Source organism: Enterobacter sp. 4974935 (assembly GCF_058661735.1).
In genome coordinates, this window is sequence record NZ_JBZWGT010000003.1 from 1,346,592 (window position 1) to 1,366,272 (window position 19,681).

The window sequence follows — 19,681 nt, forward strand, 5'->3', positions numbered from 1 at the left end:
TTCATTGTAACTATCGTTTTGCTGAATTAATTCTGAAAATACATTGTTGCCGTAATTTTATAAACTGTAGATCGTGCTTTTTTTTGCCACAGGCTTTAAGATTTTCAGGAAGATTATATTTTAATTAATTGCCCGTCACAGATCGGGCAATTCGTGTCTTCACTTTTAGATTACGTTTTAGTATTCCCTTGAAAAGAAACTTATTTCAAGCGTGGGTTAGCGCAGGGCTGCGCCCCGTCGGGCGTTCGCTACGAGCAGGGATGATAAGTATATATAAATGAAAAACACAACAGCATTATCTGTAATATTCTTAGCAATAAGTCAGTTGGCGGGGTGCGTAATTTCTCCCGGTCAAACGTTAAGTTCCGCAGGCAAAAAAATAATTGCGCCGGCTGATCTCAATAATAGTTTAGATAAACAAATCGAAATTTATCCACTAACGCCCGGATTAATTGAGAAACTACGTCCCGCAGCAGCTAAATCTCAGGCAAATCCTAATCTTGATGAGCAGGTCAAAAACTGGGAATACCGTATTGGAATCGGTGACATCCTGACGGTCACCGTCTGGGATCACCCGGAGCTGACTACGCCCGCGGGACAGTATCGCAGCGCAAGCGATACGGGAAACTGGGTCAATGCCGATGGCACGCTCTTTTATCCTTACGTGGGTAAACTGCACGTGGCGGGAAAAACGGTTTCCAGAGTGCGCGAGGAGATCACCGCGCGGCTGGATAACGTCATTGAAAGCCCCCAGGTCGACGTCAGCGTTGCCGCTTTCCGTTCGCAAAAAGCCTACGTTACGGGAGAAGTGGCGAAATCTGGCCAGCAGGCCATCACCAACATTCCGCTGACGGTTATGGATGCCGTTAATGCCGCAGGTGGGCTTACTGCTGATGCGGACTGGCGGAACGTGGTGCTGACTCACAATGGTCAGGATTCCCGAATTTCCCTTTATGCCCTGATGCAGCATGGCGATTTAACCCAGAATAAGCTGCTCAACCCTGGCGACATCTTGTTTATTCCCCGCAACGATGCGCTGAAAGTATTCGTGATGGGCGAAGTTGTTAAACAGAGCACGCTGAAGATGGATCGCAGCGGCATGACGTTGGCCGAAGCGCTCGGCAATGCCGGTGGCCTGGACCAGAATATGGCTGATGCGACGGGTATTTTTGTTATCCGCTCGGTACGCGAGTCCGGGAAAATTGCGAATATCTATCAACTGAATGCAAAAGACGCTTCGGCCATGGTGCTGGGCACCGAGTTTCAGCTTGAGCCTTACGACATTGTCTATGTCACCACTGCTCCACTCTCCCGCTGGAATCGCGTAATAACACAGCTTGTTCCGACAATCAGCGGGGTGCATGACCTCACCGAAACGGTTCGTTATATCAGATCGTGGCCGCAATAATGTTCGAATCAATACTCGTGGTATGTACCGGAAATGTCTGCCGTTCTCCGATTGGAGAACGGCTTTTGCGCCAGCACTTGCCCGACAGACACATCACCTCGGCGGGAATACTCGGCCTTGAGGGGTATCCGGCGGATGAGTGCGCCCAGGACGTGGCCTGGCGGCATGGGATCTCCCTCGACGGTCATGTGGCGCGCAGGCTGACACGCAGGCTGATGCAGGGATCCGATCTCATCCTGGTTATGGAGCCGGAACATCTTCGCTTCATTGCAGCCATGGCACCGGAAAACAGGGGGAAGTCGCTGCTTTTTGGGCAGTGGCTGGAGCCGCAGGATATCCCAGACCCCTATCGTAAAAGCCGTGAAGCGTTTGAATATGTGTTCGGGCTATTGGGTAAAGCCAGCCAGGAATGGGCACGTCGTTTAGGACAGAAAGGAATAAAGCATTAATGTCGTCTTACACAACAGACAGTTATGGTGCAGGGGCACCCGAACAAAATGAAATCGATCTCGTTCGTTTGCTCGGCGAAATGATCGACCACCGCACGATGATATTGTGCGTGACTTTCCTTTTCACTTTATGCGCGGGCCTCTATGCCTGGGTTACGCCACCTGTTTATCAGGCGGATGCTATGGTGCAAATAGAAAGCAAACAGGATAACGGCCTGCTCAAAGGCTTGAGCCAGCTGGGCACCGATATTTCGCCGGATGTTGCCCCTGAAATTTTACTGTTGAAATCTCGCATGATCCTCGGCGAGACCGTCGACAAATTAGATCTGACGTATCAGGCAAAGCAGCGCGTTTTGCCTGTGGTGGGGCGTCTCTGGCAGCGTCTGCAAGGGCGTGGCCAGGGCAACATAACGTTAGGCGAACTCCAGATCCCGCAGGTGGAGGGCAAAGCGCAAGAAGTCACGCTGACCGTACAGGAAGCGGGAAGGTATCACCTGACGGGCGAAAACATTGAGGCAGACGGCCAGGTGGGTAAAACGCTGGTTACGCAAGGGATCGTGCTGCGGGTGACCTCGATTGAGGCGACGCCAGGCACACAGTTTTCGCTTAAGTCGTTGACGCGCCTGGAGACGATCAACACGCTGAAGAAGCGTCTGACGGTCGTGGAATCGGAGAAACAGAGCGGTATTGTGACCTTAACCCTGACGGGTGAAGATCCTGACAAAATCGCCCGGGTGCTGAATGCGATTGCTGAAAATTATCTTCAGCAAAATATCGCGCGCCAGGAGGCTCAGGATTCGCGTAGTCTGGATTTTTTACAGGAGCAGTTACCGAAAATCAGAGCGGACCTGGATCAGGCTGAAGCGCGGCTGAATGCCTACCGGGCGCAGCGCGACTCTGTGGATCTGTCTTTAGAGGCAAAATCCGTCCTGGATCAGGTTGTGAACGTTGAGAATCAGCTAAATGAGCTGACGTTCCGGGAGGCAGAAATTTCCCAGCTCTTTAAAAAGAGTCACCCTACCTACCGTGCATTGCATGAAAAAAGACAAACCCTTGTGCGGGAACGGGATCGTCTGAATAACCGTGTGTCCTCGATGCCCTCCACGCAGCAGGAGATTTTACGCCTGAGCCGCGATGTTGAGTCGGGCCGCACGATTTATTTACAGCTTTTGACGCGTCAGCAGGAGCTGAATATTTCCCGCTCCAGCGCTGTCGGGAACGTGAGGATCATTGATGAGGCGGTTACACTCCCGGATCCGATAAAACCGCGAAAAGCGCTAATCATTGCGCTTGGCGCGCTGTTCGGGCTCATCCTTTCAATGGGGACCGTACTGGTACGTCAGGCGTTCAAACGTGGGATCACGCTTTCCGAACAGCTGGAAGCGCAGGGGATGCCGGTTCTGGCGACGTTACCACGTTCACAGTGGCTGTGGAGTAAAACGCATTTGCGCAGAAAAAATCCGTTTTCTCGTCGCTGGACACACAAAACCTCGGATGTACCTTTCCTGCCAGTCGATCGACCTGCTGATATGTTTGTTGAAGCGGTACGCGGGCTGCGAACCAGTCTGCATTTCACCATGATGGAGGCTGAGAATCGCATTGTGATGATTTCTGGCCCCACGCAGGACTGCGGAAAAACGCTGGTGGCGACGAACCTGGCGGCCATTGCCGGGCAGAGCGGTCAGCGGGCGCTGTTTATTGATGCGGATATGCGCCAGGGTTATGTGCATAATATTTTTGGCCTGGAGAACCGCCACGGATTATCCTGCCTGCTGGAAGGGAAGCGCGACTTTGGGGAGGTCATTCAGCATGCTGAAAAAGGGGGAATTGACGTCATCACCTGCGGCCCGGAACCCCTGCGTCCGTTAGAAATGCTGTTAAGCGAACGGTTCATTGACATCATGTCCTGGGTTAACGAGCACTATGACATTGTCATCATCGATACACCCCCAGTTCTTGCCGTCAATGATGCCGCGCTGGTTGCCAGAGCAGCCGGAACAACGCTAATGGTTGCCCGTTACGATAAAACCAGCGTGAAAGAGATGGAGAATACCGTTAAACGTCTACAGCACGTTGGCGTGAAGGTCAGCGGCACAATCCTCAACGATATTGTTAAATCCGCAGCGCTGTTTTACAGCTCGGGGTACAGCCAGTATGACTACGGTTATGCTTCGAGGAAAAAAGGATAGGGGCGTCAGGACGGGAAAATAAACCCTCTCCCGGATGGGAGAGGGAAAAGCATTACTTCGCCATCACTTCCTGCGCGGTACGCTCAACCAGAGACAGCAGGACTTTAACGTCCTCCAGCGTCACGGTTGGGTTCAGCAGGGTCAGCTTCAGGCAGGTGACGCCGTTATGCTCGGTCACCCCGACGTTTGCGCGGCCGGATTCCAGCAGTGCATCGCCAATTTTCTGGTTCAGCAGGGCGATACCGGCGTCAGCCATCTGGGTCTGCGGACGGAAGCGGAACAGCACGCTTGCCAGCTGGGGTTGCATAACCAGTTCCAGAGCAGACTGCTCTTTTACGTAAGCCGCAACCTGCTGTGCCAGCGTCACGCCGTGATCGATAATTGCCGCGTATTGCTCCTGACCCAGCGCTTCCAGGCTCATCCACAGTTTCAGCGCGTCGAAACGACGGGTGGTTTGCAGAGATTTGGAAACCAGGTTAGGCACGCCCGCTTCTTCATCGAACTCAGAGTTCAGGTAAGCCGCCTGATAGCGCATCAGCTCATAATGACGTGCTTCTTTTAGCAAGAAGGCACCGCAGCTGATGGTCTGGAAGAACTGCTTGTGGAAGTCCAGCGTTACGGAGTCCACAAGTTCAATACCGTCCAGATAGTGACGATACTGCTCAGACATCAGCAGCGCGCCGCCCCAGGCCGCATCAACGTGTACCCAGATATTCTGTTTCGCAGCCAGCTCAGCAATAGCACGCAGCGGATCGATAGCACCCGCATCCGTCGTGCCGGCCGTGGCCACAATCGCCAGAATCTGTTCGCCGTTCGCGTTGCACTGTTCGATTTTCGCCGCCAGATCGGTGAGATCCATGCGGGAGAATTCATCAGTTTTCACCTGCACCACGGACTGGTAGCCCAGGCCCATCAGCGCCATGTTTTTCTGCACGGAGAAGTGGGCGTTTTCAGAGCACAGCACGCGAATTTTGCGCAGATCGCCCACCAGACCGTCCTGCTGTACCGAGTGGCCTTGACGCGCGAAGAACGCATCACGCGCCAGCATCAGGCCCATCAGGTTACTCTGGGTGCCGCCGCTGGTGAAGACGCCTGCGTCGCCAGCCTGATAACCCACGCGGGTACGCAGCCATTCGATCAGCTTGATCTCAATAATGGTTGCGGACGGGCTTTGATCCCAGGAGTCCATACTCTGGTTGGTGGCGTTAATTAGAACTTCCGCCGCCTGGCTTACGACCAGGCTTGGGCAGTGCAGGTGCGCCACGCACTGCGGGTGATGAACGGACAAACTGTCTTTCAGGAAGAACTCCACGGCGCGTTCAATCGCCGCTTCGTTGCCCAGCCCTTTCGGGTTGAAATCCAGCTTAATACGGTCGCGCAGCTCCGCGACCGTTTTGCCCTGGTACATCTCAGGCTGTTTCAGCCACTGCATCACAGCCTGAGTGCTTTGTTCAATCGCCTGCTGGTAAGCTTCAATGCTCTGGGCAGAGGAGAACAAAATTGGGTTTGAATCAGACATCGTAATCAACAACTCCGGTTACGCCGGGCGAACGCCCGCAGCAAGCAGTGCCTGCTCGAATTTATCCAGGAAGACTTTCAGCTCGTCATCGCTGATCAGCAGTGACGGCAGCAGACGCAGAACGATACCGTTACGGCCGCCACGCTCCAGAATCAGGCCTGCTTCGAAGCACTTCTTCTGGATCAGTGCAGACAGCTCGCCATCGCCCGGGAAGCAACCCATGTGGTCGGCGGCTTCATGTGGCTTAACGATTTCAATACCGATCATCATGCCCAGACCGCGAACGTGGCCGATAACCGGATAGCGTTTCGCCATCTCTTTCAGCTGGCCTTTCAGCCATTCGCCCTGTGCGGCAACTTTGCCCGCGATATTCTGGTCTTTCAGGATCTTCAGCGTCGTCAGACCGGTTGCCATCGCCAGCTGGTTGCCGCGGAAGGTACCGGTGTGGTGACCAGGCGCCCACGCATCGAACTGCTTCTTGATACCGAGCACAGCCAGTGGCAGACCGCCGCCAACTGCTTTGGACATCACGATGATGTCAGGCTCAATGCCTGCGTGTTCGAAGGCAAAGAATTTACCGGTACGGGCAAAGCCAGCCTGAACTTCGTCGAGGATCAGCAGAATGCCGTGTTCCTGAGTCACTTTACGGATGCGCTGCAACCACTCAGCCGGAGCCGGGTTCACGCCGCCTTCGCCCTGAACAGCTTCCAGGATCACCGCGGCAGGTTTACGCACGCCGCTTTCAACGTCGTTGATCAGGTTATCGAAGTAGTAGGTCAGCGCCTTCACGCCCGCTTCACCACCGATACCCAGTGGGCAGCGGTACTCGTGTGGGTAAGGCATGAACTGGACTTCTGGCATCATACCGTCAACCGCTTCTTTCGGAGACAGGTTACCGGTGACGGACAGTGCACCGTGGGTCATACCGTGGTAACCACCAGAGAAACTGATGATACCGCTGCGACCGGTTACTTTTTTCGCCAGCTTCAGCGCCGCTTCAACGGCGTCAGCCCCGGACGGGCCAGTGAATTGCAGACAGTACTCTTTGCCCTGACCAGGCAACAGAGAGAGGAGGTATTCTGAAAACGCGTCTTTCAACGGCGTAGTCAGATCCAGGGTATGTAACGGCAAGCCGCTGGTAATGACATTTTGGATGCTTTTCAGCACATCAGGATGATTGTGGCCAAGCGCGAGGGTGCCTGCGCCTGCTAAACAGTCAAGGTATTCTTTATTATCTGCATCGGTGATCCACACGCCTTCTGCTTTCGTGATCGCTAAAGGCAGTTTGCGCGGATAACTCCTGACGTTAGATTCAAACTCGGCCTGACGGGCCAGATAGGTTTCGTTGCTTTTGTGGGCATCTACGGTGTCAATACGGACTTTATCCGTCATCATATCACTCCTACAACCGCCGCTTCGTTATGAGCAACGATTGAATAAAAAGTTAAAAAACAGATGGGGCCTGAAAAAAACGCCGCCAATATAGAGCCTTTTGTCACCGGGCTCAATGGTTAATTTGTTTACTGTTTTGTGACACAGGGCACAGGGGAGGGGATAACCTCATTTTCCGGCAAAAATATGCAGTTTATTCTCAATAAAAACAGTGGCTTATATATGGATTGTCAGCATTGTAAAATCAGATGAAAGAGTGTGGCAAATTGTGCGCCTGGCAGGCTAAAAGGAGGCGGAGAGCCTCCTTAGACTGTTTATTTTTGAGTAACGCGTAAAACGCCGTGTTCACGTCCCTTTGTTTTATTCCATGACGCGTCCGTAATACCGTTTTCATCCAGGCTTATCGATATCACAAAACCGTTACCATGGATCTCATAGAAATTCGCATTCAGACGTTTAACGCTGGCTTTTTTGCCGTTCACGGTAGCGCTAAAAAAGCCGTTAGAAAGGGTAGCGTTAACCGTATCCGACGAGAACGAGGCTTCGCGAAGGGGATCGTGTACGGATGCCGTTGGTTCGTGTTGTGCCGCGTTTTCCGCTTTGGTTTTGCTGATATCGCAAGATCCATCGCCAGCGCTAATTTGCGTGCATCCCGAGCGCTCTAACTGAGCACGATAGTGTGCGCTAATGGCGTGTGCAGGCGAAATACACCCAGCAAGTACGGCAGCGCTTAACACTAGCATCATTGATTTTTTCATTTTATCACCTTAAAAACGACACAAATAATAAGAAACGTACATAATGCCGATCCAGACCCCGACCGAAATAAGCAATAGATACAGGGCAGCTGAAATAAAAATGTGTTTGAGCATGTTATTGGCCATCATCATACTTTCCATCAGCGAAGTACTGTCGCCCTGAAAAGCTTCCTCTATTATGAATGTAGTCGAGTTACGTGTTTTTCTTAAAAGCCAATCCCGATGCCTGCGCCCATAGCAAGATCATTATTTGTAGAATCGCTTACGCCAGCTTTAACGATGGTGTTGCTACCAACGTGGAAGGATGCACCCACACTAACAGCTTGCTCGTCTTTAAAGCTACCTACACCAGCAGAGAACATGACAGCCTGTTCTTTCTCTACTTGAGGCATAGAGGCGATAGCTACAGCGCTAGCAGCACCTGAACGGGCTTCTTTCTTATTGCTATCAACTTCATCTTTCAGGCTCTTGAATTGAGAGTTAGTGTTAGCTTGCGCTTGTGCGAACACTTGTTGAGCAGCTTTCAGATCTTTAGCTTGTGCTGTAGTTTGGGTATTGAGTGACTTAACCAGATTGATAGTTTTAGTATCAACTTCTTTCTTAGTGATGGTAGTTGTGATTCCGTTAGAGCCAGCTTTACCTGCATCCCCTTTATCACCTTTAGCGCCAGTGTCGCCCTTATCACCTTTGATGGAATCTCCTTTATCTCCTTTCTCACCCTTAACACCTGGAGCACCATCTTTCCCAGCTATTCCTTGTGCGCCTGTATCACCTTTTAAACCTTGCGCACCAGTTGCACCTGCAGCGCCTGTAGCACCCGTTGCCCCGTCTTTACCGTCAACACCATCTTTACCATTAACACCGTCTTTAGGTGGTGTTTGGTTTTCTAAAGCGGTGATCCGTTGATCATGGTTAATCAATACAGAACCTTGTAACGCGCTTTCATCTTGGAATGATTTAATATCGGAACCATTGTTAACAACACCTTGTAAAGCAGTGTCTGCTTTGTTGTTAATGTCATTAATCAAAATATTTTGTTTGTTGTCGGTGGAGATCTGATCAGCTTTGTTATCATCTACTTTCTGATTCAAAGTAGAGTTAAATTGTGCATTAGCATTAACACCAGCTTGAGCAGCATCAGCTTTATTTACAGCAGTGTTAGCAGTATCTTGCGCATTATTGATAGCTATGTTTGCCTTCTCAACATCCCCTTGCAGATTATAGATTTGTCCGTCTTGTTGAGTGTTGCTAGCCTTGATGTTATCAAGGTTATATGCGGTGTTGTTAGTCCCTTGAACCTGAATAAAAGTACCTGAATTGGTAACATTATCGTTAAGAGTTACATTTACATCAGCAGCTTTAGCTACGTTCATTGTACCAGCAAAAAGAGCACCGATAATAGCGACAGCGATGACGGTTTCACTAACAGGTTTCATTTGAAATGACTCACAGTGTTTGGCAGATAAAATATACGCTAGCGATATTGCTAACGTTTGTTTAAGCAGAGCTGAATGGGTAAGTTTAAGTGTGTCGAATTTTATAGTTGTATTTAATATTTATGTTGGTAACGGAGCGAAACTATAGATATTTCGCGGCGAGAAATATTGATTTTGATCATGTTTCTTATTAATGATAAGAATGATGAGAAATAATGCTCTTGCATTGTTTCTTCTTTAAAATCAATTTGTTGTGATGCGCTTGCGAACTGTCTTAATTTAACCTTATGATTTTCATGAGGTTTTATTTTAACACTTATGCGGGTTTTATTTAAGTGATGGAAATTAAGGTTTACACGGGGTTTTCAAATGAAAATCACGACCTTTAAAGCTGAAAGTAAACATTATCGAGTGGGTGTGTTTAAATAAAGGGCAAGATATTCTTCCGTAAGATTTTCAATGTAGACATTAAATAAAGATATTTTTAATGTGAATTCAATGTTAGTTATTTATTCAGTACAAATAATACCGGAAAATGAACAATAGAATTTCTCATTTTTTGTGTAACCTGAACCCGTCTGTACCTTATAAGGCAGTGAGATAAAGGGAAAATGGTTGTCACCAGGCTCAACCACGGGTACACTAAATAACAAAGTATTGTTTAAACTTTTGTTTTATAAATGATTTGACTCGGGGTGCCCTTCCTTGTGAAGGCTGAGAAATACCCGTATTACCTGATCTGGATAATGCCAGCGTAGGGAAGTCAGATGCCTACCCGGTCATCGCTTCTTTCCGCACGGCAGGAGCGAAACCATGCAGCCTGACCTGCTCGACTCACACGTTTTACATCAATTCCGAACCCGTTCCCCGCTCACGCACTGTATGACCAACGATGTCGTGCATACCTTCACCGCCAACGTTCTGCTCGCGCTCGGTGCTTCCCCGGCAATGGTGATCGAAGCCGAGGAAGCGGAACAGTTTGCCGCGCTTGCCGATGCCCTGCTCGTCAACGTTGGCACGCTCACCGCGCCGCGCGCCCAGTCGATGCGTCGGGCTATTGAGAGCGCGGTAGCCGCGGGCACACCCTGGGTTCTGGACCCCGTCGCGGTTGGCGCGCTGGCGTTCCGCACCCGTTTTTGCCAGCAAATATTATCCCTTAAACCTGCGGCCATTCGTGGCAACGCCTCCGAAATCCTCGCCCTTGCCGGAATGAGTGCGGGCGGACGTGGGGTCGATTCCACCGATACGGCAGCGAGCGCGTTGACCGCTGCGCAGGCGCTTGCCCGCCAGACCCACGCCGTTGTAGTCGTCACAGGGGAAGTGGATCACATCACCGACGGCCAGCGAACCCGTACGGTCGCGGGGGGCGACCCGCTGATGACCCGCGTGGTAGGAACTGGCTGTGCGCTCTCGGCGGTCGTCGCCGCCTGCTGCTCGCTGCCTGGCGACAGGCTTGATAACGCGGCGGCAGCCTGCGGCTTTATGAAGCGCGCAGGGTCAGTTGCCCTGACTCAAAGCCGGGGGCCTGGCAGCTTTGTCTCCGCGTTTCTGGACGCGCTTTACGCGCTGGAGGAACAGGTATGACGCGCATTAATGCCCTGACTATTGCGGGAACCGATCCCAGCGGCGGAGCGGGGATCCAGGCAGACCTGAAAACCTTCTCTGCGCTCGGCGCATACGGGTGCTCGGTTATCACCGCGCTGGTTGCGCAAAACACGCGCGGCGTACAGTCGGTGTATCGCATTGACCCGGATTTTGTCGCCGCGCAGCTGGACTCGGTATTCAGCGACGTACGTATCGACACCACCAAGATCGGCATGCTGGAAGAGGCGGACATTGTTGAAGCGGTCGCTGAACGTCTCAAACACTACCAGATAAAAAACGTGGTGCTTGATACCGTGATGCTGGCCAAAAGCGGCGATCCGCTGCTCTCCGCCTCGGCTGTCGACACCCTGCGTAAAAAGCTGCTGCCGCAGGTTGCGCTGATCACGCCAAACCTGCCTGAAGCCGCCGCGCTGCTGGATGCGCCACACGCGCAAAACGAACGTGAGATGAAAGAGCAGGGGAATGCGCTGCTGGCGATGGGGTGTCGCGCGGTGCTGATGAAAGGCGGCCATCTTGATGATGCAGAAAGCCCGGACTGGCTTTTCACCCACGATGGCACGCAACGTTTCACCGCGCCACGTGTCCAGACCAAAAACACCCATGGCACGGGCTGTACGCTCTCGGCGGCGCTGGCGGCGCTGCGTCCTCGTCACGCCACATGGGCGGATACGGTGCAGGAGGCGAAGGTCTGGCTCTCGGGCGCGCTGGCAAAAGCCGATTCTCTGGAAGTGGGTCACGGTATTGGTCCGGTTCACCATTTTCATGCATGGTGGTAAGCCGTATACTGGCATGAAACTCATGCCAGAGAAAAACAGAGATGGAACAAGCGCATACCCGGTTAATTGCTCAACTCAAGGAACGAATTGCCGCACCGGACAACACGCCGCTGTATCTGAAATTTGCCGAAACGGTCAAGAACGCGGTGCGCAGCGGTGTGCTCGCGCACGGTAATATTTTGCCCGGCGAGCGCGATCTGAGCCAGCTGGCCGGAGTGTCGCGTATTACGGTGCGTAAAGCCATGCAGGCGCTGGAAGAGGCTGGCGTCGTTACCCGCGCGCGTGGATACGGGACGCAAATCAACAATATCTTTGAATATTCGCTGAAAGAGGCGCGCGGCTTTTCTCAGCAGGTGGTGCTGCGTGGCAAAACGCCCAACACCCTGTGGGTCAATAAACGCATCGTGAAGTGCCCGGAAGAGATCGCCCGCCATCTTTCCCTTGCGCCGGAAAGCGATGTGTTTTTGCTTAAGCGCATCCGTTACGTGGATGACGATGCGGTATCGATAGAGGAGTCCTGGGTACCGGTAGGATTAATTCCCAACCCGGACGACATTGGCGTCTCGCTTTATGATTACTTCCGCAGCCAGAATATCTTTCCGCAGCGCACCCGTTCCCGCGTCAGCGCCCGGATGCCGGACAGCGAGTTTCAGGCGCATATCAAGATGGACGATAAGATACCGGTGCTGGTGATCAAGCAAGTCGCGCTCGATCAACAGCAGCGGCCAATTGAGTACAGCATCAGCTACTGCCGCAGCGACCTATACGTCTTTGTGTGCGAGGAGTAGGGCCTCGCGCGTGGGGGCGCAGTCTCCACCGCGATGGCTGACTACCCAGGCGGCCACGGCATTGCCAAGCTGCACCGACTCTGGCAGTGACCATCCCGCAGCCAGCCCGGCAAGGGTACCTCCCGCATGGCTGTCACCGGCGCCGATGGTATCGACGACGGTAGCAGGAAACGCCGGAACGTGTCCGGAAGCGTCACCGTCGTACCAGACCGCCCCGTCTTTATCATGGCGTACGATTAGCGCAGCGCCAAACCGTTGCTGCCACTGAGTGCCGAGCTGTTCCACGTTCACGCCAAGCCATTCGGCGGCAAGTTCCGCCTCCTGCCGATTGAGCGAGACAACCGGTTTACGGGCCATAATCCGCGCCATCAGCGGGTCGGGAATATCCGCGATGCGCGGACCGAAATCGATAAAGAGCGTCACATCCTGAAGACGTTCCACCCAGGCCGTCAGCAGCTCGCCGCTGGGCGACGCCAGCTGGTAGCCGGACAAATAGATCAGGCTTTTCTCTGGCACGCTTAACCCGTCCAGCCAGCGTTGCTGCCACTGATTCTCCACACCGCTAAACGACATGAAGGTCCGTTCACCGTCAGGCTCCACCAGCGCCAGGCACCAGCCGTTATCGCCCGTTTCCGCTTCCACGGCGCTGTGCAGATCCTGCTTCGCCATGGCATTACGGATAATATCGGCCCACACGCCGTGGCCAACGGGAAGCGCGTTTTGCGCTGCAATGCCGAGCCGCTTGAGGGCGATGGCGATATTCAGCGCACAGCCGCCAATATTCACTCCCTGTTGCTTCAGCTCGATATCACACCCGCGCCAGGGCAGGGCGTAGGCGTCGGCAATCACGTCGATGACCGCCGCGCCGAGCACCGTTACGGGGCGCGTAGCGTGAAGGGTTTCGAGACGGCGGGCAAAAGCACTCATACGCCCTCCCTTTGCTCCCGGAAGTGCAGTAGTTTTTCGCAGTAGCGTCCGAAATCAAGCTGGTTTACGGCATCAAGTTCGCTTTTAAGCGCCGGATCAATGGCCTGTACACCGTGCAGCGCGCCACAGATGGCCGTTGCCATCGCGCCGATAGTGTCCGTATCACCGCCCAGGTTAGCGCATAACACCGCGCAGCGGTTCGGATCGGTGCCCGCAAGTTCGACCATCGCAATCGCCGCCGGAACGGACTCCAGGGTGCTCGTGCCCGCGCCAATAAGCTGATAGATCTGCTCGCTGGCGGACTCCGTACCGTTGGCTTCGCGCACGGTTTTCAGGGCCAGCTCAATACGAGCGGAAAGCGATGCGCTGAAAGTGGTCGTGTTCGCCTCCTGCGCCGCACGGGCAATACCCGGCAGGGCATCGGCGATGTTCTGCCAGCGCTCGCCGTCGATAGCGCGTGAAACCGCCCACGCGATCACCACCGCACCGGCGATGGCGAGATCCGATTTATGGGTCGGGCTGGAGGCTAACGCAACCTGTTCAACAAAATGTGCCAGACGCGTGGCCGGTAGCAGGCATCCCAGCGGGGAGGCGCGCATCGCCGCCCCGTTGGTGACGCCGTTATTTTCCAGCTCGCTCACCGGCTTGCCGTCACGGATGGCGTTCAGGGCAATTTTGGAGGTCGGGCCGAGCACATTCTTATTGAACGCGTCAAAATCCAGCGCCCAGTCCAGAATATGCTTACCGATAACGTCAGGATTAATTTCCCCGTCGCATTCGATAATCGCGTCGGCCAGGCACAGCGCCATCGACGTATCATCCGTAAATTCGGCCTGATTAAAGTAGCAGGCGGCATTATTCTCAGCCGGGCCGGGTAAGAAACGGTCGATCCAGCCGAAGTGCGCTTTCACCCGCTTGCGCGGCCACAGTTCAGACGGCATCCCCATCGCATCCCCTAACGCCTGCCCGTAAAGAGCACCGAGAATACGGTCTTGTTTCATTTAACTTCCCCTCGTGTCAGCGCGGTATCGCCATCAACCACCTCAATTGCGGTGATCTCTTTATCCGATTCGCGGAAAAACAGCATAAACAGCACGGCAATCACCACAATCATGATTGCACCAAACGTCCACATTCCGGCCCAGTTGAAGGTCAGCCCATTCACCGGCTCTTTATATGCGAACATTTTTTCCATCATCACGCCGCCGAGACGGTAACCCAGCAGGCTACCAAAGCCCTGACAGCACAGCGTGATCAAGCCCTGCGCCGCGTTGCGCATATGCACGGGCGCTTTTTTATCCACGTAGATGTACGCGGTGACGTAGTAGAAGTCATAGCTTACGCCGTGCAGCAGAATGCCGAGGAACAGCAGGGCGTAGGTGAAGTATTGTTCGGCGCCGCCGTAAACAAAGAAGCCGTAGCGAATGGCGGCGGTGATCAGGCCCAGCAGCAAGACCTTCTTAATACCAAAGCGTTTGGTAAAGAACGGCAGAGCGAGCATGAAGAAGATTTCAGAGAACTGGCCGAGGGTCATCCAGCCGGTGGCGTTTTTCATCCCCACTTCGGTGAGATAGCCGTTGGCAAAGATGTAGTAGAAAGCCAGCGGCATGGCGAACAGGAATGAGCAGAAGAAGAACACCAGGAAGTTTTTATCGCGCAGCAGGATCAGCGCATCCAGCCCCAGCATCACTTTGATATCCAGCTTGCCGGTGCTCTTCGGCGGGGTATTCGGCAGGAAAAGTGCGAAGACGCCGAGCAGAAGGGAGCTGGCAGCGGTCATCAGCAGCGGGATATTGGTGTCAGAGATGTCGCTATAGCCCATCATCTGCGGCAGGAAGCCGCACGCCAGGCCGGATGCAATCCAGCCGATGGTGCCCATCACGCGGATGCGCGGGAAATCAGCCTCCACGTCATCGACGTTCGCAAAAGCGATGCTGTTCGTCAGCGCGATGGTCGGCATATAGGTCAGGGAGTAGGCCAGTAACAGCGGGAAGAAGGTGCTGAACTGGGTTTGCTGTGCTGCGAAATACATCAGAATCGCGCCAGCGAACATCAGCACGGCCAGCACTTTCTGGGCGGCGAAGAAACGGTCGGTCAGCGAGCCGACCAGGATAGGAGAGAGGATCGCGGCAATAGCGGTACAGGCATAGGACCAGCCAATTTCCCCGGCGGTAAACCCGCTCTTGCTCAGCCACAGCCACAGCGGCACAAACCACGCGCCCCAGATAAACCATTCAACAAACATCATGAATGACAGTTGGACTTTCGTTTTCATTTTTTAATCCTGCATGTCAGAGGTACGCATGTAACATACCATGTGATAATACCTTTTAAATACCTTTAAGGCGATTGTTTGATCAGTGTAACAAAAATGTTGTACATGAAACGAGCCAGCAGATTGTGCTTAAAAAAGTTGCAAATGGTGGAAAATAGGTTAAGTCGGTACCAGGCTTAGTCTGCCTGCAAAAACGTGGGCTTGGATCACACGCTCCGACATCATGTCGGACATACGGGAGCATCACTATGACTGATATTGCGCAGCTGCTTGGCAAAGACGCCGACAGCCTTTTACAGCATCGTTGTATGACCATTCCAGCCGACCAGCTTTATCTGCCTGGCCATGATTACGTAGACCGCGTCATGGTCGACAACAACCGTCCTCCTGCCGTACTGCGAAACATGCAGACGCTTTATAATACCGGCCGCCTGGGCGGAACCGGGTACCTCTCTATTCTGCCCGTTGACCAGGGCGTTGAACACTCTGCGGGGGCATCGTTTGCCGCGAACCCGCTCTATTTTGATCCGAAAAATATCGTCGAGCTGGCGATTGAGGCGGGCTGTAACTGCGTGGCCTCCACCTACGGCGTGCTGGCCTCCGTGTCGCGTCGCTATGCCCACCGCATTCCGTTCCTCGTTAAGCTGAACCACAACGAAACCCTGAGCTACCCAACCGAATACGACCAGACGCTCTACGCCAGCGTCGAGCAGGCGTTCAATATGGGTGCGGTGGCGGTCGGGGCAACCATCTATTTCGGTTCTGAACAGTCGCGTCGTCAGATAGAAGAGATCTCCGCGGCGTTCGAGCGCGCCCACGAGCTGGGCATGGTAACCGTGCTGTGGGCCTATCTGCGTAACGGCTCGTTCAAAAAAGACGGTGTGGATTACCACGTGTCTGCGGATCTGACCGGTCAGGCAAACCACCTTGCGGCGACCATCGGCGCGGACATCGTGAAGCAGAAAATGGCCGAGAATAACGGCGGCTATAAAGCGGTGAACTTTGGCTATACCGACGACCGCGTCTACAGCAAGCTGACTAGCGACAACCCGATCGATCTGGTGCGCTACCAGCTGGCAAACTGCTATATGGGCCGCGCCGGGCTGATTAACTCCGGCGGTGCGGCAGGCGGTGAAACCGATCTGACCGACGCGGTGCGCACGGCGGTGATTAACAAACGCGCTGGCGGCATGGGGCTGATCCTCGGCCGTAAGGCGTTCAAAAAATCTATGGCCGACGGCGTGAAGCTGATCAACGCGGTTCAGGACGTCTATCTGGACAGTAAGGTCACGATCGCTTAAGTCTTTTCCCCTCACCCTAACCCTCTCCCCAACGGGGAGAGGGGACTGTTCAGTGCATACGGGAAGAGGGCCGCCACCCGGCAACACATCAGCGCAAAAGCTGACAGTCCGGCGGCAACCGGCACTGCAACGCCCCGGGCAACACCTCAATGCGGAATCGCTCGCCGCTGAGCGGCTCTCCGTCGAGGTTAAAGGTCATGCCGTGTGGGGCGATCACTTCAAACCACGCGGATTTCCCGTCGATGATATTGGGGCTCTCCTCTGGCTGCGTCAGCGTCGTAAACAGCGCAGGCAGCAGCCCGTCGCCGGTAAAAATACGCAGCTGTAATTGACCGTCATTAATCAGCGCTTCCGGGCAAAGCTGCTGTCCGCCGCCTGCCTGCCGCCCGTTGCCGATACCAATCACCAGCGCGTCGCCCTGCCAGTGGAAGTTTTCACCTTGGATCTCACAGCTGTCGGGCCTGAGCGTGTCCATGCGCATCAGACCATGGATGAGATACGAAACGCCGCCCAGCGCGGCCTTCAGTTTTTCCGGCGTTTCGCTGGTAATGCGGGTGCCGAAACCGCCCGTCGCCATATTGATAAAGCAGGTTTTTTCATTCACCTGAGCAATATCGACGGCGGTAGCCTTACCGAGAATGGCCAGCTGTAGCGCTTTTCCTACATCCTCCGGAATACCGGCGCTGGTGGCAAAATCGTTGGCGGTACCGAGCGGTAAAATGCCCATCGCCGGGCGAGCTGCGGCGTTGAGGTCAATGAGCGCACCGGCGATCTCGTTGATCGTTCCGTCGCCGCCGCCGGAAATGATGGTCTGAACACCTAACCTGATGCCCTCGTCGATGTAGCGCGCCGCATCGCCTTTTTCAAACGTTACTCGCACGTGTATGCATGCTCCGTCTTCACGCAATTCGGTAATCGCCTGGCGCAGCAGATCGTTGCCTGCACTCTTGCCGTTAAGAATTAATAAACTGTCTGGATAGGTTGCCATCCGGGTTGCTCCCTTTTTTAGCTATAGAAAGAGTGTATCCCAGAGAGGGAAAAAGCGGGTAAGAACAGGATGAAAGGCAAAAAATAAGCCCGCGTAAGGGCTTTGAAATCGACTAAAGAACCCCGTAGCGCTTACAATGCATACTACTGCCGCTCAATTGACTATTGTGGTCAACGTTTGAGGTGTGACATTGGCCTTGCCTCGATTTTGAGCTGCTTACGCCAGACCCGATTATGTAGCGTTAGCGCAATGGAGCGGTAAAAAATCGATGAATTCATCCACATAATGTTCAGAAAGAAACATCCCAGCCCCAGCAAAGAGGTTATTTGCGGTGTGTAGTTCTCAACAGGGCCGAATAAAAGCGAAATCCCCGTCCAGATGAAATAAATGATGCTCATTATGCCTGTCAGCGTAATGACGAAAATATGCAGTTTATATCCAGGTAAAGAACCTCGTGTAGTCAGAAACATCGTGCTCATCACTACCAGACAATACACAATCGCTGCAATGAATACTCCCATCATAACCTTAAATTCGGGTAAGCCGAGCCAGCGAAACAGCAACAACCAGAGGGATACTTGCAGCATGGCGTAGCAAAAAATAGCCAGTAACGTGCTCACTGCCAAAGGAATTCCTGTCATATGGACGCCCACAGGAACGCCGAACCGATCTTTTAACTGTTCTTTTAATGTTTCAAGCTGGTTGGGATCATCGGTCGCCATTTTACTTTTAACCAAAGCACTTAATGCAAGGCTATCTTTAATGTATTTCATCATGGACGGGTCAATAACTTCCTGTAAATGAAAAAGACTGAATTAAACCAAAAATGTATTTACCCGTTTGTGCAACATTCTGTGGATTTCTGATATTTCCTGAGATGGCACTTCCAACGAAGGCAGAAGAATTTGAAATGGTATTCAGCAACTCACGCTGTAAGAGCAACTGCAACGCTTCTGACGGATAACGTTTGGGATACACGCCTGCCTTCATTGCTGCTTTTACACCTGAATTCGAGATGCCGGGATTGCGGATACGAATAATCTCCTCTGTTAATCGCGTACGGTCGGCCCGGCTCATTTTTTGTAATAAGGAGAGCAAACTCTCAGACGATGAACGGTTAAGAAGGCGATATGTTAATGCAGCGCTTTTTAAACCCGCAGCAGCCCCGGCAAGAGAAATCGCATCCAGGGCTGTGTTGGTTGCTGTATACCACTCCTGGGAGTCCATCCACGCAACGTAGTCATCGTGATTCATAGCAATCAACGATAGTCGGCCAAGCCCATTTGCACATTGAATTCCAGTTGCTACACCACCGGCTAAAATCACAGCGGCTATAGCACCGGAAGACCCTGCAGTGAGAGGTATAGCCATACCGGCCCCTGCCGCAAGTACAACAGTAAGAATTGCGGCTCCGCAGGAAATTGCCGTTGAACCAATTTCAGTCGCCAGGGAAGGGGACTGAATCGTAGCCGTTGTTGCGTGAACGGGGTTAACTTGTGAGGCATTTACTTTGGTTATGACTACATGACTAACCGAGCTTTCGTTTGGTGTCGCAATCCTTCTTGATGGCCGTACTAGCCACTGACGTGTACCGTCTGAGTAGATAATCCCGGCCTGGCTAAAATTTCTGCTGCAGTCCAGTTGACCTGCAAGTGCTGTGAAATTTATATCGCCGCCAGAGGCAAGACCAAGACTGCGTGCGAGTTCGTAATCTGGAAGATCCTTTGAAAGTTGTCCTGTGAATGTCACTTCATCTCTCCGTCCGTGTGAAACGTTGATTGTTAATAAATCAAGAGTAAAGGTCCTGTTAACACTTAAAATTAGGAATGTTCCGAATAGTGTTCATCCCTCTCAAATCCATTAAAAATGT

General features: G+C 53.0%; 17 protein-coding genes and 1 riboswitch. Of the genes, 7 read left to right on the forward strand and 10 right to left on the reverse strand.

What is annotated here, in order from left to right:
- Positions 1 to 277 precede the first annotated feature (277 nt).
- Genes AC4OVS_RS07615 through AC4OVS_RS07625 form a run of 3 tightly spaced genes read left to right on the forward strand, consistent with a single transcriptional unit; the run spans position 278 to position 4,046 of the window.
- Positions 278 to 1,408, forward strand: a complete 1,131-nt coding sequence (locus tag AC4OVS_RS07615; RefSeq protein ID WP_022648671.1) for a polysaccharide export protein — start codon at positions 278 to 280, stop codon at positions 1,406 to 1,408.
- Positions 1,408 to 1,857 (forward strand): arsenate reductase/protein-tyrosine-phosphatase family protein, encoded by a 450-nt coding sequence (locus AC4OVS_RS07620; protein WP_022648670.1) that lies wholly within the window; start codon positions 1,408 to 1,410, stop codon positions 1,855 to 1,857. Before AC4OVS_RS07615 ends, AC4OVS_RS07620 begins: the two co-directional genes overlap by 1 nt.
- A complete protein-coding gene (locus tag AC4OVS_RS07625; RefSeq protein ID WP_491922298.1) occupies positions 1,857 to 4,046 on the forward strand; it encodes a polysaccharide biosynthesis tyrosine autokinase in 2,190 nt (729 codons plus the stop codon). Before AC4OVS_RS07620 ends, AC4OVS_RS07625 begins: the two co-directional genes overlap by 1 nt.
- 52 nt (positions 4,047 to 4,098) lie before the next feature.
- On the opposite strand, the gene AC4OVS_RS07630 is transcribed toward AC4OVS_RS07625, so the two are convergent.
- The 4 genes from AC4OVS_RS07630 to AC4OVS_RS07645 all read right to left on the reverse strand — a co-directional run bounded on the left by AC4OVS_RS07630 (position 4,099) and on the right by AC4OVS_RS07645 (position 9,151).
- Positions 4,099 to 5,565 carry a pyridoxal phosphate-dependent decarboxylase family protein gene (locus AC4OVS_RS07630; protein WP_022648668.1) on the reverse strand — a complete coding sequence of 489 codons (1,467 nt, stop codon included), beginning with the start codon at positions 5,563 to 5,565 and terminating at the stop codon, positions 4,099 to 4,101.
- Between the two features lie 18 nt (positions 5,566 to 5,583).
- On the reverse strand, positions 5,584 to 6,960 hold the full coding sequence (locus tag AC4OVS_RS07635) for a diaminobutyrate--2-oxoglutarate transaminase (protein WP_032623920.1): 1,377 nt from the start codon (positions 6,958 to 6,960) through the stop codon (positions 5,584 to 5,586).
- A 311-nt stretch (positions 6,961 to 7,271) separates the two neighbouring features.
- The gene (locus AC4OVS_RS07640; RefSeq protein WP_022648666.1) at positions 7,272 to 7,715 is read right to left on the reverse strand and encodes a hypothetical protein; all 444 of its coding nucleotides are present in this window, start codon (positions 7,713 to 7,715) and stop codon (positions 7,272 to 7,274) included.
- Between the two features lie 206 nt (positions 7,716 to 7,921).
- Positions 7,922 to 9,151 (reverse strand): YadA C-terminal domain-containing protein, encoded by a 1,230-nt coding sequence (locus AC4OVS_RS07645; protein ID WP_491922299.1) that lies wholly within the window; start codon positions 9,149 to 9,151, stop codon positions 7,922 to 7,924.
- 681 nt (positions 9,152 to 9,832) lie between these two features.
- A riboswitch (TPP riboswitch) is annotated at positions 9,833 to 9,929 on the forward strand.
- Positions 9,930 to 9,964: 35 nt separating this feature from the next.
- Here AC4OVS_RS07645 and thiM point away from each other — a divergent pair.
- Genes thiM through AC4OVS_RS07660 form a run of 3 tightly spaced genes read left to right on the forward strand, consistent with a single transcriptional unit; the run spans position 9,965 to position 12,320 of the window.
- Entirely contained in the window at positions 9,965 to 10,735 is a 771-nt protein-coding gene (gene thiM / locus AC4OVS_RS07650; protein WP_491922300.1) for a hydroxyethylthiazole kinase, read from the forward strand.
- Positions 10,732 to 11,532: a bifunctional hydroxymethylpyrimidine kinase/phosphomethylpyrimidine kinase gene (thiD, locus tag AC4OVS_RS07655; RefSeq protein WP_491922301.1), complete on the forward strand. Its 801-nt coding sequence runs from the start codon at positions 10,732 to 10,734 to the stop codon at positions 11,530 to 11,532. The genes thiM and thiD overlap by 4 nt, the downstream gene beginning before the upstream one ends.
- A 41-nt stretch (positions 11,533 to 11,573) precedes the next feature.
- Positions 11,574 to 12,320, forward strand: a complete 747-nt coding sequence (locus tag AC4OVS_RS07660) for a GntR family transcriptional regulator (RefSeq protein ID WP_022648658.1) — start codon at positions 11,574 to 11,576, stop codon at positions 12,318 to 12,320.
- Here AC4OVS_RS07660 and AC4OVS_RS07665 read toward each other — a convergent pair.
- Genes AC4OVS_RS07665 through AC4OVS_RS07675 form a run of 3 tightly spaced genes read right to left on the reverse strand, consistent with a single transcriptional unit; the run spans position 12,294 to position 15,522 of the window.
- Positions 12,294 to 13,247, reverse strand: a complete 954-nt coding sequence (locus AC4OVS_RS07665) for a PfkB family carbohydrate kinase (RefSeq protein ID WP_023306586.1) — start codon at positions 13,245 to 13,247, stop codon at positions 12,294 to 12,296. The genes AC4OVS_RS07660 and AC4OVS_RS07665 overlap by 27 nt on opposite strands.
- Positions 13,244 to 14,248, reverse strand: a complete 1,005-nt coding sequence (locus tag AC4OVS_RS07670) for an ADP-ribosylglycohydrolase family protein (protein ID WP_023300562.1) — start codon at positions 14,246 to 14,248, stop codon at positions 13,244 to 13,246. Before AC4OVS_RS07670 ends, AC4OVS_RS07665 begins: the two co-directional genes overlap by 4 nt.
- On the reverse strand, positions 14,245 to 15,522 hold the full coding sequence (locus AC4OVS_RS07675; RefSeq protein ID WP_022648655.1) for a nucleoside permease: 1,278 nt from the start codon (positions 15,520 to 15,522) through the stop codon (positions 14,245 to 14,247). The genes AC4OVS_RS07670 and AC4OVS_RS07675 overlap by 4 nt, the downstream gene beginning before the upstream one ends.
- A 248-nt stretch (positions 15,523 to 15,770) precedes the next feature.
- Between AC4OVS_RS07675 and fbaB the strand changes: the two genes are divergently transcribed.
- On the forward strand, positions 15,771 to 16,823 hold the full coding sequence (gene fbaB / locus AC4OVS_RS07680; protein ID WP_022648654.1) for a class I fructose-bisphosphate aldolase: 1,053 nt from the start codon (positions 15,771 to 15,773) through the stop codon (positions 16,821 to 16,823).
- Between the two features lie 88 nt (positions 16,824 to 16,911).
- Here the strand turns inward: fbaB and yegS are convergent, their stop codons facing one another.
- From yegS to ssp4, 3 genes are all read right to left on the reverse strand, one after another.
- Positions 16,912 to 17,811 carry a lipid kinase YegS gene (yegS, locus tag AC4OVS_RS07685; protein ID WP_038416387.1) on the reverse strand — a complete coding sequence of 300 codons (900 nt, stop codon included), beginning with the start codon at positions 17,809 to 17,811 and terminating at the stop codon, positions 16,912 to 16,914.
- 170 nt (positions 17,812 to 17,981) lie between these two features.
- Positions 17,982 to 18,587 carry a hypothetical protein gene (locus AC4OVS_RS07690; RefSeq protein ID WP_023306583.1) on the reverse strand — a complete coding sequence of 202 codons (606 nt, stop codon included), beginning with the start codon at positions 18,585 to 18,587 and terminating at the stop codon, positions 17,982 to 17,984.
- 7 nt (positions 18,588 to 18,594) lie between these two features.
- Positions 18,595 to 19,560 (reverse strand): Ssp4 family T6SS effector, encoded by a 966-nt coding sequence (ssp4, locus tag AC4OVS_RS07695; RefSeq protein ID WP_023300559.1) that lies wholly within the window; start codon positions 19,558 to 19,560, stop codon positions 18,595 to 18,597.
- Between the last annotated feature and the right edge of the window lie 121 nt (positions 19,561 to 19,681).